Source organism: Ferrovibrio terrae (genome assembly GCF_943372915.1).
GTDB lineage: Bacteria > Pseudomonadota > Alphaproteobacteria > Ferrovibrionales > Ferrovibrionaceae > Ferrovibrio > Ferrovibrio terrae_A.
This window is the reverse complement of the sequence record NZ_CALSAN010000013.1, coordinates 115,003-129,561: the sequence shown is the minus strand read 5'-3', so window position 1 is coordinate 129,561 and position 14,559 is coordinate 115,003. Positions and strand designations below refer to the sequence as shown.

Sequence of the window (14,559 nt, the reverse complement as noted above, 5' to 3'; positions counted from 1 at the left end):
ATGTGCCGCTGGAACTGCGCGGCAAGCCGCATCCCTGGGTCAGCCGCGGCGGCATCAAGCTGGCGCATGCGCTGCAGCATTTTGGTCTGTCACCGCAGGACCGCATCGCCATCGATGTGGGCGCCTCCACCGGCGGCTTCACCGATGTGCTGCTGCAGAATGGCGCAGCGAAGGTCTATGCCGTCGATGTCGGCGAAGGCCAGCTCGACTGGCGCCTGCGCAACGATGCCCGCGTCGTCGTGCTGGAAAAGACCAATGCGCGGCATCTCGATGCCGCCCTGATCCCCGATCCTGTCACCTGCGTGGTCTGCGATGCCAGTTTCATCGGCCTGCAGACCGTGTTGCCGGCCGCACTGTCGCTGGCGCAGCCGGGCAGCTGGGCGGTGGCGCTGATCAAGCCGCAATTCGAGGTCGGCCGCGGCCGGGTCGGCAAGGGCGGCGTGGTGCGCGATCCAGTGCTGCATGACGAAGTCTGCAAGACCATCCACGACTGGTGGTCGGGCCTGCCCGGCTGGCGCGTGCTGGGTATCGAACCGAGCCCGATCACCGGCCCGGAAGGCAATCGCGAGTTTCTGATCGCGGCGGAGAAATATGATGCGTGATGTGGATGGCGTGATCGAGCGCATGGGCGGGCAGGGCCATGGTGTGCTGTCGAAAGACGGCGAGCGTTTCTATGTGCCCTTCACCGTGCCGGGCGACCGCATTGCCGCCAAGGTGGGCGAGCCGCGCGGCGATGGCTTCGCCGCCCAGCTCAGCGTGCTGGACGCCGCCGGGCCCGATCGCATCGACGCACCCTGCGGTCATTTCCAGACCTGTGGCGGCTGCAGCCTGCAGCACTGGGCCGATGCGCCTTACCGCGCCTGGAAGCGCGACAAGCTGAGTGCCGCGCTCACGCGCCGCGAGATCCTCGATGTGCCCGTCGGCGAGCTGGTCGCCATACCGGATCACACGCGGCGCCGTGCCGAATTCATCACCCGCCGTGTCAAGGACAAGGTGCTGATGGGCTTCCATGAGGCGCAGAGCCGCAAGGTCGTCGATCTCACCGAATGCCTGGTGCTGAAGCCCGAACTGCTGGCCCTGCTGCCCAGCCTGCGCACCATGATGATGCCGGTGCTGGGCGATGGCTGGGCGGTCGACCTGAAGGTGACCTGGACCGAGACCGGCGCCGATGTGCTGATCACCGGCAAGCTGAAGATGCGGGTGCAGGAGCGCATCGAGCTGAGCAAGGCCGCCAAGGCCATCGGCCTCGGCCGGCTGAGCCTGCGCTTCGATGAGCGCAGTGATGCCGAACTGCTGTATCAGGGCGAGCAGGTGCCGCGCGTGCGCTTTGGCAATGTGCCTGTCACCCTGGCGCCGGGCGGCTTCCTGCAGGCGACAGCCGAGGCGGAACAGGCAATGGCCGACCTGGCCCTGGAAGCGCTGGAAGACTCAAAACGCGTCGCCGACCTCTTCTCGGGCTGTGGCGCCTTTGCGCTGCGGCTCGCCGCCGTGGGCAAGACTGTCTGGGCGGTGGATGCCGACCGGCCGGCGATTGCCATGCTGGGGGCCGCTGCCAAGGCCGCCGGCCTCAGCCGCCTGACCGCGACGGCACGCGATCTCGAACGCCAGCCGCTCAGCCGCGCCGAGCTGAAAAAACTGGATGCCATCCTGCTCGATCCGCCGCGCGCCGGCGCCAAGGCCCAGGTGCAGCAGATTGCTGAGGCGGCCAAGGCGGGCGAGGCGCCCGGGCTGATCGTCATGCTGTCCTGCGACCCCTCCAGCTTCTCGCGCGATGCCCGGGGGCTGGTCGATGCCGGCTACCGGCTGGAAAAGGCCGTGCCGATCGACCAGTTCCGCTGGTCGCCGCATCTGGAAATCTTTAGCGTTTTCAGGCGCTAGCAGGGCACGGCCGGCCCGGGGAAGAAGGGTTGCAAAGCCCGGCGGGACGGGCTATATCCCGGGCCCGACCCGATCCCTGCTGGGGGATCGTCTAACGGTAGGACCCCAGACTCTGACTCTGGTTGTCTAGGTTCGAATCCTAGTCCCCCAGCCAATCTCGCTGATCCCGACATCCTTGCACGGCCCTTGGGCCGCTGCAGAGGTCTGCATGCAGCGGGATGAAACCCCGTCTCACATCGTGGCGCCGATCTGCCAGGGCACGAATTCGGCATCGCCGAAGCCGAGCTCTTCACTCTTCGACGGTTTGCCTGAAGCGACGTCGATGATCTTGTCGAAAATCTTCTCGCCCATCTGCGCCACGCTGATGCCTTCATCCAGGATGGCGCCGCAGTTGATGTCCATGTCGTCTTCCATGCGGCGATACATGGCCGAATTGGTGGCCAGCTTGATCGACGGCACCGGCTTGGCGCCGAACACCGAACCGCGCCCGGTGGTGAAGCAGATCACATTGCCGCCGCCGGCGATCTGGCCGGTGGCCGAGCAGGGGTCGTAGCCGGGCGTGTCCATGAAGACGAAGCCCTTGGTATCCACCGGCTCGGCATATTTGAACACGCCGCGCAGATTGGTGGTGCCGCCCTTGGCGGCAGCGCCGAGCGATTTTTCCAGGATGGTGGTGAGGCCGCCCTTCTTGTTGCCGGGCGAGGGGTTGTTGTCCATCGAGCCGCCATTGCGCTCGCAGTATTCCTCCCACCAGCGGATGCGCTCGATCAGCTTCTCGCCGATGGCGCGGCTTTCGGCGCGCCGGGTCAGCAGATGCTCGGCGCCGTAGATTTCCGGCGTCTCGCTCAGGATCGCCGTGCCGCCATGGCGCACCAGCAGGTCGGCGGCGGCGCCCAGTGCCGGATTGGCCGTGATGCCGGAATAGCCGTCCGAACCGCCGCATTGCAGGCAGAGCGTGAGATGCGAGGCCGGCACGGTGGTGCGCTGCAGCGCATTGGCGGCTGGCAGCATCTCCTTCAGCATGGCGATGCCGCGTTCCACGGTCTTTTTCGTGCCGCCGCTGTCCTGGATGGTCATGCTCTGCAGGCGCGGGCTGTGTTTCAGGCCCTGGGCCTCCATCATGAAATCGATCTGTGCCACTTCACAGCCGAGTCCCAGCATCATCACGCCGGCGAAATTGACATGCTGGGCATAGCCCCACAGCGTGCGCTGCAGGTTGCCGAAGCCCTCGCCCTTGTCGGCCATGCCGCAGCCGGTGCCATGCACGATAGCGACCACGCCGTCGATATTGGGATAATCGCGCAGCGCATCGCCCTTGAAGTGATCGGCGATATAGCGCGCCACGGTGGCCGAGCAGTTCACACTGGTGACAACGCCGAGATAGTTGCGCGTGCCGGCCTTGCCGTTCTCGCGCATGAAACCCTGGAACGTGGCGCGCTCGGCCTCGGGGAAATAGGCGGTCGGCCGCATGTCGGCGCCATAGGCATAGTCACGGGCGAAATCGCCCATCACCAGGTTGTGGCTGTGTACATGCTCGCCGGGCTCGATGGGCGCGGCGGCAAAGCCGATGATCTGGTTGTATTTGCGCACCGCCTCGCCCTGGCCGATCGGCGCCGTGGCCACCTTGTGGCCGGCGGGGATGACACTGCGGCAGGTGACATTGCCGCCCTCGACACTGGCGCCAGGCAGCAGCTCGGCGCGTGCCACGACCACATTGTCATGTTCATTGAGGCGGATGACCGCCGAAACCCGTTCCAGCATGGGGCGTCTCCTCGATTGGGTGCTAATCTAGCGCAGCAAGCCGCGCTGGGCGAGATTGCGCATCAGCGCCCCGGTGCCGAAGGCCCAGGGTGGCAGGCGGTCGCAGAAATCCACCTTGTTGACCAGGCCGCCGAGTTTGGGCGAGCGGATGGTGACGATATCGCCGGGCTTGTGGGTGAAGCCCATGCCGGGCGCGCCGCGATCCTGGATCGGCGCAAACATCGTGCCGGTGAACAGCATGGCGCCATCGGGATACTGGTGCGACGAGCCGAAGGTCTGGGCGGCGAGGTCGAGCGGGTCGCGACTGATCTTGGACATGTGCGAGCTGGCTTCGAGGCGGAAATTGTCCTGGCCGGCGATCACCAGGCTGACCTCGGCCTTGCGCAGGTCGTCCAGCGTGAAATGCGCGTCGAACAGGCGGATGAACGGCCCGATGGCGCTAGAGGCATTGTTGTCCTTGGCGCGGCCGAGCAGCAAGGCACTGCGGCCTTCCACATCACGCAGGTTGACGTCGTTGCCAAGCGTTGCGCCGATGATCTGGCCACGGCTGTCGATGGCCAGCACCACCTCTGGTTCGGGGTTGTTCCAGGTTGACTCCGGATGGATGCCGACACTGGCGCCGGTGCCGACGGAGGCCATCGGCTGGCATTTGGTGAAGACTTCGGCATCCGGCCCGATCCCGACCTCCAGATACTGCGACCAGGCCCCGCGCTTCATCAGCGTTTCGCGCAGGCGCATGGCCTCGGGCGAGCCGGGCTTGATGCGGGAAATCTCGCCGCCCAGGGCTGTTGCGATTTCGGCACGCACCGCTTCGGCGCGGCTGGCATCGCCGCGGATCTGCTCTTCGATCACGCGCTCGATCAGGCTGTCAGCAAAGGTGACGCCGGCAGCCTTCACCGCCTGCAGGTCGCAGGGCGCCAGCAGATAGGGCGCCTTCAGGGTCGGCGTGTTGGCCAGAATGGTTTTCAGTGTACCGATCACCGGCGCGGTCCTGACTGCAGCCTGCACGGCGGCGGCTGCATCCGCCCGGTCCAGCAGGTCGCTCATGGTGGCGGCCAGACTGCTGATATCGACCAGGTCTTCACCGCGCAGGGCGACGACGGCCGGCCCGCCGGGTTGGCCCGCCAGCCAGGCGCGCCCGACCAGGGTGGCGCGGTCGTGATCCTCGGGCAGGCAGGCGGCAATCAGGGTCTCAAGCATGTGAAGAATCCGGGCTGAAGCTGGGTATCGATTCCCGGCCATCTAAACATTGTCGTCGCGGCGAGGCGAGCCGCTCGCGCCATGCGGCAGTGCACAAGATGCTGTTTTATGGTGTTTTATTGGTGCGGAGGGCCGAGAGGGCCGCGGTTGTGCAGGTCTCTTGCGGCCGGCCGGAATGCGGGATAGTCGCTAGGGTATGATCGACAAGCTGGAATTCCTGCTGGCGCTGGCCAGCGAGAAAAACTTTGGCAAGGCCGCTGAGCAGTGTGGCGTCAGCCAGCCGACACTCTCGGCCGGCATCAAGCAGCTGGAAGACACGCTGGGCGTCATGCTGGTGCAGCGCAGCTCGCGCTTTCTCGGCCTGACCGCCGAAGGCGAGCGGGTGCTGGACTGGGCGCGCCGCATCGTGGGCGACGCGCGTGCCATGCGGCAGGAGGTGGTCGCGTTGCGCCATGGCCTGGTGGGGCATCTGAAGATCGCCGCCATCCCCACTGCTCTGGCGATGGTCTCGGCGTTGACCACGCCCTATCGCGCCAAGCATCCCAATGTGCGGTTCACCATTCTCTCGCGCACCTCGATCGAGGTGTTGTCGATGCTGGAAAATCTGGAAATTGATGCCGGGCTCAGCTACATCGACAACGAGCCGCTGGGCAAGGTGCGCACCGTGCCGCTCTATGCCGAGCAGTATCGCCTGCTGACCTCGGCCGACAGTCCGCTGGGTGACCGCGCGACAGTGACCTGGGCGGAGGTGGGCAAGATTCCACTCTGTCTGCTGACGCCTGACATGCAGAACCGCCGCATCATCAACCAGCTGCTGAGCGCGGCCGGAACCGAACCGCAGCCGACGCTGGAATCCAATTCGATGATTGTGCTGTTCTCGCATGTGCGCACCGGCCGTTGGGCCAGTGTGATGCCAGAAAAGCTGGCGGATACGCTGGGACTGACGGAACGCCTGCGCTCGATTCCCATCGTCGAGCCCGATGCGGTGCATTCCATTGGTCTGATTGTGCCCAACCGCGAGCCGATGACACCGCTGACGGCGGCCCTGGTGGCGGAAGCCAAGCTGCTGGCGACCGTCGCTTAGGCCGCTGCCGCCGTCTCGTCGAGGGCCGAGGAGATGACGGCAGATTCCACACCACTGGCGCTGAGTTGCTCGCCCAACGCATGCTTCAGGCGTGCCAGGCCGGCCCGGTCATTGGCCTCGCAGCGTGCCACCAGCACATTCTGGGTGTTCGAGGCGCGCAGCAGCCACCAGCCGTCTGCAGTCTGTACCCGCACGCCATCAATATCATTGACCGTGGCGCCGGCCGCCTGCAGGCGGGATTTCACCGAATCGATGATCGGGAATTTGTCTTCCTCGCTGCATTCGATGCGCAGCTCCGGCGTATTCACTGTTTCCGGCAGCCGGTCGCGCAGATCGGCCAGGCTGCGCGGTGAACGGGCCACGACATTAAGCAGGCGGATCGCAGCATAAAGCGCATCATCAAAGCCGAAATAGCGATCGGCGAAGAAAATATGCCCGCTCATTTCACCAGCCAGCTGGGCGCCGGTTTCGCGCATCTTGGCCTTGATCAACGAATGGCCGGTGCGCCACATGATCGGTTTTCCACCCATGCGCTCGATCGCATCGAACAGGGTCTGGCTCGTCTTCACGTCGGCGATGATGGTGGCGCCGGGCTGCCGCCGCAGTATTTCCTCCGACCACAGCATCATCAGCTGGTCGCCCCACAGCACGCGGCCCTTGTTGTCGATCACGCCGAGCCGATCGCCGTCGCCGTCAAAGGCGATGCCGAGATCGAGCCCTTCGCTCAGCACGGTCTTGCGCAACTGCTCCAGGGTCTCAGGCAGGGTCGGATCGGGGTGGTGGTTGGGGAAGGTGCCATCCACTGTGCCATTCAGCACGATATGGCGGCCGGGCAGGCGTCGAACCAGGCCCTCGACGATCGGGCAGGCGGCACCGTTGCCGGGATCCCAGGCCACGGAAAGTGGCCGGGCCAGGTCGGCATCCTGCAGGATGCGCATGGTATAACTTCCGGCAACCGAACGGCGCAGGACCTTGCCGTTCCCTGTGGCGTAATTGCCTTCTGCGATAATAGCGCCGAGTTTCTGGATCTCCTCGCCATAGATCGTCTTGCCGGCAATGGTGAGCTTGAAGCCATTGTAGTCGGGCGGATTGTGCGATCCGGTGATCATGGCGCCGGCATCGGCTGGTAAATGCCGTTCCGCGAAATACAGCATCGGCGTGGGCCCGAGGCCAATGGCCATGACGTCAACGCCGGCATGGCGCAAGCCGCGCGAAAAGGCTCGGCTGATCTGTGGGGAGCTGAGGCGACCGTCGCGGCAGAGTGCCACCGAGCGACCGCCACCGCGCCGCACCAATGTGCCGAAAGCCTGACCGAGGTGCTGGGCATCCTCGCTTTGCAGGGTTTTGCCGACAATACCGCGAATATCGTATTCACGCAGAATAGCGGGATTGAACTTTTGCCTGGTCATGGACGTTACGGCCTCCTTGAATCCAAATCCTGCGTATCGCGCGCGGGATTGGCGCTGCCATGCGAGATGGGGCGATGATGGGAGAGCCTGATGACTTTGTGTGTGGTAAAGGCGTGGCCATGCCATATCGCTGTGGCGATGCGTGGGCCGTGTGACTTTTCTGTGGTCCGACCACAGACATGACGCGTCGAACTTGAAGCCTTTCAATCATCTTATAGCATCGCCCCCATGCTCTTGCCCGGTTTTAACCGTCGCGGCATGAACCGATCCTCTGCTGTATCGTTAGGGTTGGACCAACGGGAGCATTTCCCTGGCCGCAAGCTTGGCCGGGTTCGAAGAGGGGAAACTCGAGAAGGTAAAACGACGGGCGCTTGGGTAATTCACCTGAACGCCTGACGCAGAGGTTTTGTCGCGGATGTGGCGTGATGGCTCAAATGGGCGTCATAGCGACATGCCGGGAGGCGGTATATGGCTGAAACGAAGCAATGCGGGTATGCACTGAAAAGCGCCGGATGGCTGCTGGTATATCCCTGCCTGCTGGTGTTTTTGGCTGCCTGTGATGCCGGCCGCTGGCCGCTGGGCAGCGAGGTGCCGCCGCAGTCCGTTTCACATCATCCTGCTGCATCGCCGGCGAAAGGCAGAGCCACGCCGGTACCGGTGACGTCAGAAAAACCGGGGGCGGTCGCCACAAAATCGCCCGCAGCCCAGGCTGATGTAGCATCTGTGACGCCGGCGCTGGCACCTGCGGCTCTGCCCAAGGTGCCTGGTGGCGATGGCGATACGCCGCTTGTCGGACTTGATATGGAGCAGGCCCGGGGAGTGCTGGGCCCGCCGACCGAGGAAGAGCAGCGCGCGCCGGCAAAAATATGGCGCTACCGCACAGCCCAATGCACCCTGGATGTCGCGCTTTATCCCGATGTCCAGACGCACGTTTTTCGTGTCCTGAACTATGAGGTGAATGGCAATGACGGTACTGAACAGGGAAGGCGCCAGTGTATCGCCGGCCTACGCTCCGGTGCCCGGACCCGATGATGCAGTCGCCCGCGGCGATGGTATCAAGGTCGTTCTGGTCGATGACGACGACGACTACCGCGAGGCGGTGGGTGCCGAGTTGAACGATCTCGGCTTCGATGTCGTCAGCTTCGGTGACGGGAGTGCGATGTTTGAGTATTTCGGGAGTGGCGCCAGCAGCGATGTCATCCTGCTCGACTGGCGCATGCCTGGGGTTTCCGGGCTCGACCTGCTGGGACAGGCGCGGCGGCGCGGCATCATGGTGCCGGTCGTTTTCCTTACCGGTATGTTGGCGGCTTCATATGAGAACGCGGCGCTGGATCGTGGCGCGATGGATTTCGTCAACAAATCGCGTGGCACCAATATCCTGGCAAAACGGCTGAACCTGATCGTGAAGTCGGGAAAGCGTCCGCCTGAACAGCAGCAGGAAGAGCAGGTCGAGTGCGGTGCATTGCAGATCCGGCCGCAGATCAGCCGGGCTTACTGGCACGGTACCGATATCAACCTCACGGTCGTCGAATTCAACATTGTCCACCTGTTGGTGCGCAATGTCGGCGAATACATGACCTATCGTGCGATCTATGACTGTGTTCACCACGCTGGTTTTATTGCCGGCGCCGGGGAAGACGGTTACCGCACGAATGTCAGGTCGATCATCAAGCGTATCCGCAACAAGTTCCGGGCCATAGATGCCGACTTCGGTGAAATCGAGAATTTCCTCGCCTTCGGATACCGTTGGCGTGGCGCTCCAGTCATCGCAGAGTGATGTCATCCGGCGCACTCGTCGTTTCAGTGCGTCGCTGACGATAAAGCTCGTTGCGTTGATCGCGGTGTTCGTTGCGTTGCCGATTGTCCTTTATGGGCAGTTCGAGGCGGCCGACAAGCAGCGGCGCGAACTTGTAAGTCGCGGCATCCAGCAGCGGAGCTGGCTGATCGCGCAGGCCCTGACACCCATACTCAACCGGCCGGAAGGGCCGCCGCATAAATCATTGAATGCTGAGTTGGAACGCTTCAATGACGGTCGTACTCTGCTAAAACTGATGCTGCGCCCAAACAATGCACCGAGTGGCGGAAATTTCTACTACATCGCCTCGGCACCGGAATCGCAGCTCGACCAGATCGGCGCTGAGCTGGAAGGTCTCGCCGAACGCGGTATCCTGCGCCAGCTGGCGGAAAGCTGTGCCTGGGACAGGCCAATCGATATTCGTTACCGCCAGCCCGATGGTCATGAGGAAATCATGACATCGGTGTTGCCGATCCAGTCGCGCTGGGGTTGCTGGGTGCTGATTTCGGCGCATCCGACCACGGAATTCCTCAACATCTCGATTGGCCGGTCCTATTGGCAGACCCGTGAAATCCGTATTGCAGCAGCGATCTACTTCGCCTTTGCCCTGTTGGCGATCCTGATCGCACTGAGTGTGTGGCGCAGCCTGCATCATTTCCGCAAGGTTGCGCGCGAAATCCGCCAGGGCCGCATGACGGAATACTCCTTCACGGACCGTAATGTCGTGCCAGAACTGACCAGCGTGGCAATGGACTTCGACCATCTGGTACGCGATCTGCGCACCATCGCGCAGGATATCCGCCAGACCGCCGAAGACAATGCTCATTCCTTCAAGGGGCCGCTCAGCACGATCCAGGCCTCGCTGGAGCCGATCAAGCGCATCCTGCCCGCGGACAATCCGCGCGCCCTCCGGGCGGTGAGCTTGATCGAATCCTCGCTTGGTCGTCTGAATATGCTGGTGAATGCCACCCAGCGGCTCGATTTCAACACCGCAGACCTGATTGATGCACCGCGCCCGCAGATCGATCTTACCCGTGTAGTGGCTGATGTGCTGTTGCGATACCGCGAAATCCTGGCCGAGCGGAACCTGCGCTTGATTCGCACGCTGGAGGAACAGGCGACAGTGCGGGCCGCGCAGGGCGTGATCGATATCGTGTTCGAGAATATTCTCGATAACGCGATCAGCTTCTCGCCGCCGGGTGGAACGGTGGCGGTCTATCTGTTCCGCGAAGGCGACAGCATTCACCTGCATGTGGATGATGAGGGTCCGGGGATTGATCCACGCAAGGTCGAGCATATTTTTGATCGCTACTTCTCACTGCGGCCCAAGGGGCAGCGCGACCAACTCATGCCGGCAGGAACAACAGGTGCCAATCATGCCGGCCTCGGCCTGTGGATTGTGCGGCGGAATATTGAAGCGGTTGGCGGCACGATCAGTGCAGTCAACAGAATTGGCGGTGGTTTGAGCATCCGCATAATTTTGCCACATTCACGTTGAGTGGCTTCGTTTTAGCTCTTGGTCAAACACAGCTTGATCACTGGCCCATGACGGGGCCTGCCGACATAGTCGATGGCAGTTCATGCAGCCACGAGGTCGACTATGAATGCCGTCATAGAATCAAGCCGCACTCTCGAGCAGGGCGCATTCCGCATTCATCCGGTCATTCTCGCCGGTGGTTCTGGCACGCGTTTATGGCCGCTCTCGCGCTCGGCTTTCCCGAAACAGCTGCTGCCGCTGATGTCAAAACACAGCCTGCTGCAGGAGACCGCGCAGCGGAACAGCACTGATCTTGGTTTTAGCGCCCCGATCGTCATCTGCAATGACGAGCATCGCTTTCTGATTGATGATCAGCTGCGTGAACTCGGTGTCGAGCCGCAGCAGATTCTGCTCGAGCCTGTGGCGCGCAACACTGCGCCGGCGCTGGCCGCCGTTGCCCTGTGGCTGATCGCGCGGGATCCCGATGCCATCATGCTGGTGCAGCCGGCTGATCATGCCATTGGCGCGCCCGAGGAGTTGCACCGCGCCATTCAGGCAGGCCTGGTGGCTGCTACCGATGGGCATCTGGTGACCTTTGGTATTCAGCCCGATCGGCCGGAGCCCGGTTATGGTTATATCAAGATCGGTCCAATGCTGGCGCAGTCCGATCATGTGCGCAGGGTCGACCGTTTCGTCGAAAAACCTGATATCGCCACTGCGGCGCAGTATGTCAAAAGCGGCGGTTACTTCTGGAACAGCGGTATCTTCCTGCTGTCGGCAAAGCGGTATCTCGAAGAACTGCAGCGCCTGCATCCTGAGATTTACGACGCCTGCCAACTGGCCGTGGACAAGGGCTGTGAAGATCTTGGCTTCTTCCGGCTGGATGCCGGCGCCTTCGGTATGGCAGCAGCCTTATCAATCGACCATGCAGTGATGGAACATACCAGGCATGCTGCCGTCGTGCCGGTGGATATGGCCTGGAGCGATCTTGGTTCGTGGAAGGCGATGCGCGAATCATCGCCGAGCGATGGGGATGGCAATGTGATCTGTGGTGATGTCGTGGTGCGCGACTCGCACAACTCATATCTGCGCACGGAGGACAAGCTGCTGGCCGTGATCGGCCTCGACGATATTGTGGTGATCTCGACCGATGATGCGGTGCTGGTTGCCAGGGCTGACCGCGTCGACGAGGTATCTCGCGTGGTCGAGCAATTGAAGCAGCGCAACAGATCTGAGTCGGTGTCGCACAGCACCTGTTATCGCCCCTGGGGCAGTTATCGCTCTGTCGATGCCGGGGATCGCTTCCAGGTCAAGCGGCTGACCGTGAAGCCCGGCGCCAAGCTGAGCCTGCAGAAGCATTATCATCGCGCTGAGCACTGGGTCGTGGTGCATGGCACCGCGCTGGTGCAACGTGACGAGGAAAGCCTTCTGCTGCGCGAGAATGAGTCGGTCTATATCCCGATCGGCGCCGCGCATCGGTTGGAAAATCCCGGCAAGCTGCCGCTGCATCTGATCGAAGTGCAGTCCGGCTCTTATCTGGGTGAGGATGACATCGTGCGCCTGGTGGATAGCTATGGTCGCTGCTGATAGTCAGACTATCCTGGTAACTGGCGGTGCCGGCTATATCGGCAGCCATGTTTGCAAAGCCGTCGCCGAAGCCGGCTATCTGCCGGTGACCTATGACAATCTCTGCGCTGGCCATTCCTGGGCAGTACGCTGGGGTCCGCTGGAAGGCGGAGACCTGATCGATGCGGCGCGACTTGACGAGGTGATGCGCAAATACAAGCCCGCCGCGGTGATCCATCTGGCTGGCCTGATCGTGGTCAGTGAGTCGGTCCGTGATCCGGCGCAATATTATCTGAACAATGTAAGCGGCAGTATCGGGTTGCTGGACGCCATGCGGCGCAACGGCATCGAACAGATCGTGTTTTCGTCCAGCGCCGCTGTCTACGGTGAACCCGAAATGACGCCAATGCCAGAGGCCCATCCGCAGCAGCCGGTTAACCCGTATGGCACCAGCAAGCAGATGATCGAGCGTGTGCTGCAGGATTACGCACGCGCCTACAATCTGCATTCCGTCTCGCTGCGCTATTTCAATGCGGCCGGTGCCGATGCCGGCGGCGAGATCGGCGAAGCCCATCCGGTGGAAACCCATCTGATTCCGCTGGTGTTGGAGGCTGCGGCCGGCAAGCGCCATTCTGTCGCGATTTATGGCGAAGACTATCCCACCAGGGATGGCACATGCATTCGCGACTATATCCATGTTTCCGATCTCGCCCGGGCCCATGTGCTGGCCCTGCACTATCTCGACAACTCGGTCGGCGCACATGCCTTTAACCTGGGAAATGGTACTGGAACCACGGTACGTGAGGTGATCGAGGTGGCGCGCAGGATCACCGGGGCCGTTATTCCAGTGCGGCTGGAGCCGCCGCGACCGGGCGATCCTGCCATTCTGCTGGCTGATTCCTCCCGCGCGCGGCAATTGCTGGGATGGCAGACCCCGCATTCCACCCTCGAACAGATGGTGTCTTCGGCCTGGGCCTGGCAGCAACGGGCTCACGCTGGGCAGCAAGTCATGGTATAAGTGTCGAGAATTCAACCGGATTTGGTGAAGGACTCGGCTGATGCGGCAGTGTATCGGGGCGGCAACTGCAATGTTGTCGGCATCTTTGTTGCTTTCTGCGGTCGCGGCTGGAGCCCAGACGCCACCACGCACATCGCAGGATGCGCAAAGCCCGACCGAGGTGGAACGCGGCGAGACCGTTAACGATCGTCGTCGCCCGGATTACGATCCGGTTGGCGTGCGGCTGGGCGGCTTCATGCTGTATCCGGAACTGGGCCTGCAGGAGAGCTACAACAGTAACGTGTATGCCACGCGCACGAACGAGAAGAGTGATTTCATCACCTCGATCGAGCCGGCTCTCGATCTGCGCTCGAATTGGAACAATCACGCGCTCAATCTGCATGCCGATGCGCGTGCCGTGCGCTATGCCGATTACAACAGCGAAAATTTCACCGACTACACACTGTCTGCCGATGGTCGCGTTGATGTGCTCCGTGACTTCCGCCTGTTTGCCGGTGCCGGCTATCAGTTGCGCCATGAACCGCGCTCCTCGCCCGACAACCAGGGCGGCACCGAGCCGACCGAATACAGCGTCACCGGCGCCAATCTTGGTGCCGAGAAGGAATTCAATCGCCTGTCCTTCCGGCTCGACGGCAAGGCCGAGCAGTATGAATATGACAATGTGCGCAATGCCGCCGGCACCGTGCTCGATCAGAGCGGTCGTGATCGCGACCAGTATGAGATGAGCCTGAAGACCGGCTACGAGATCGCGCCGTTGCGCCGGGTTTATCTGCTTACCAGCTACAACACCCGCGACTATGACAAGCTGACTGGCGGCTTCAACCGTGACTCGGATGGCTACCTGGTTGCCGCAGGTGCTGAGTATGATCTGACCGGCCTTATTTTTCTCGATGCCTATGCCGGTTACCGGCGCCAGGATTATGACGACGCGCGACTGGGCGAGATCAACGGCTGGGCCAGCGGCGTCAAGGTCACCTGGAATGTCACCCGGCTGACCACCATCACCGGCACGCTCGACCGCGATATCGAGGAAACCACGCAGGCACGCTCGCCCGGCTATTTCCAGACCAAGGCGGAGCTGCGTGCCGATCACGAGTTGCTGCGCAATCTGATTTTGACTGCATCCCTGGGGTACCAGAATGACGATTTCCAGGGTATTTCGCGCAACGACGATTACTATTTGGCCGGGCTGGGTGCGAAATACCTGATCAATCGCAATTTCAGCCTTTCGGGCGGATATGGCTATCGCAGCCGTGAGTCGAGTGTCTCCAACAGCGATTTTGACGAAAATGTGGTGATGCTGCGGCTCAGCAGTCATCTGTGAGATAACCGGCTTTTCTGCCGTCGTAAAACCTCTGTTTGGTCACACCT

At 62.3% G+C, this 14,559-nt stretch carries 12 protein-coding genes and 1 tRNA gene; 10 read left to right on the top strand and 3 right to left on the bottom strand.

Annotated elements, in window-relative coordinates:
* The 3 genes from AAG821_RS11405 to AAG821_RS11395 all read left to right on the top strand — a co-directional run.
* Positions 1-602: TlyA family RNA methyltransferase (locus AAG821_RS11405; protein ID WP_341916279.1), on the top strand; the 602-nt coding region annotated here is incomplete at its 5' end.
* Complete coding sequence (locus AAG821_RS11400) at positions 595-1,878, top strand: methyltransferase (protein WP_341913501.1); 1,284 nt, start codon at positions 595-597, stop codon at positions 1,876-1,878. The genes AAG821_RS11405 and AAG821_RS11400, both read left to right, overlap by 8 nt.
* Positions 1,879-1,958: 80 nt before the next feature.
* Positions 1,959-2,032, top strand: a tRNA-Gln gene (locus tag AAG821_RS11395).
* A gap of 77 nt (positions 2,033-2,109) precedes the next feature.
* Here AAG821_RS11395 and AAG821_RS11390 read toward each other — a convergent pair.
* Positions 2,110-3,639 (bottom strand): altronate dehydratase family protein, encoded by a 1,530-nt coding sequence (locus tag AAG821_RS11390; RefSeq protein ID WP_341913503.1) that lies wholly within the window; start codon positions 3,637-3,639, stop codon positions 2,110-2,112.
* A gap of 27 nt (positions 3,640-3,666) precedes the next feature.
* A complete protein-coding gene (locus AAG821_RS11385) occupies positions 3,667-4,839 on the bottom strand; it encodes a fumarylacetoacetate hydrolase family protein (protein WP_341913505.1) in 1,173 nt (390 codons plus the stop codon).
* A gap of 196 nt (positions 4,840-5,035) precedes the next feature.
* Between AAG821_RS11385 and AAG821_RS11380 the strand changes: the two genes are divergently transcribed.
* Complete coding sequence (locus AAG821_RS11380) at positions 5,036-5,923, top strand: LysR family transcriptional regulator (RefSeq protein ID WP_341913507.1); 888 nt, start codon at positions 5,036-5,038, stop codon at positions 5,921-5,923.
* Here AAG821_RS11380 and AAG821_RS11375 read toward each other — a convergent pair.
* Positions 5,920-7,332 (bottom strand): phosphomannomutase/phosphoglucomutase, encoded by a 1,413-nt coding sequence (locus AAG821_RS11375; RefSeq protein ID WP_341913509.1) that lies wholly within the window; start codon positions 7,330-7,332, stop codon positions 5,920-5,922. The genes AAG821_RS11380 and AAG821_RS11375 overlap by 4 nt on opposite strands.
* A 468-nt stretch (positions 7,333-7,800) precedes the next feature.
* Between AAG821_RS11375 and AAG821_RS11370 the strand changes: the two genes are divergently transcribed.
* The 6 genes from AAG821_RS11370 (at position 7,801) to AAG821_RS11345 (ending at position 14,512) form a co-directional block, all read left to right on the top strand.
* Positions 7,801-8,364: a hypothetical protein gene (locus tag AAG821_RS11370; protein WP_341913511.1), complete on the top strand. Its 564-nt coding sequence runs from the start codon at positions 7,801-7,803 to the stop codon at positions 8,362-8,364.
* The gene (locus tag AAG821_RS11365; RefSeq protein ID WP_341913514.1) at positions 8,297-9,109 is read left to right on the top strand and encodes a response regulator transcription factor; all 813 of its coding nucleotides are present in this window, start codon (positions 8,297-8,299) and stop codon (positions 9,107-9,109) included. Before AAG821_RS11370 ends, AAG821_RS11365 begins: the two co-directional genes overlap by 68 nt.
* Complete coding sequence (locus AAG821_RS11360) at positions 9,033-10,625, top strand: HAMP domain-containing sensor histidine kinase (protein WP_341913516.1); 1,593 nt, start codon at positions 9,033-9,035, stop codon at positions 10,623-10,625. Before AAG821_RS11365 ends, AAG821_RS11360 begins: the two co-directional genes overlap by 77 nt.
* Positions 10,626-10,727: 102 nt before the next feature.
* Positions 10,728-12,191 (top strand): mannose-1-phosphate guanylyltransferase/mannose-6-phosphate isomerase, encoded by a 1,464-nt coding sequence (locus AAG821_RS11355; protein WP_341913517.1) that lies wholly within the window; start codon positions 10,728-10,730, stop codon positions 12,189-12,191.
* The gene (gene galE / locus AAG821_RS11350; RefSeq protein WP_341913518.1) at positions 12,178-13,188 is read left to right on the top strand and encodes a UDP-glucose 4-epimerase GalE; all 1,011 of its coding nucleotides are present in this window, start codon (positions 12,178-12,180) and stop codon (positions 13,186-13,188) included. Before AAG821_RS11355 ends, galE begins: the two co-directional genes overlap by 14 nt.
* An 88-nt stretch (positions 13,189-13,276) precedes the next feature.
* Entirely contained in the window at positions 13,277-14,512 is a 1,236-nt protein-coding gene (locus tag AAG821_RS11345; RefSeq protein WP_341913520.1) for an outer membrane beta-barrel protein, read from the top strand.
* Positions 14,513-14,559: the final 47 nt, after the last annotated feature.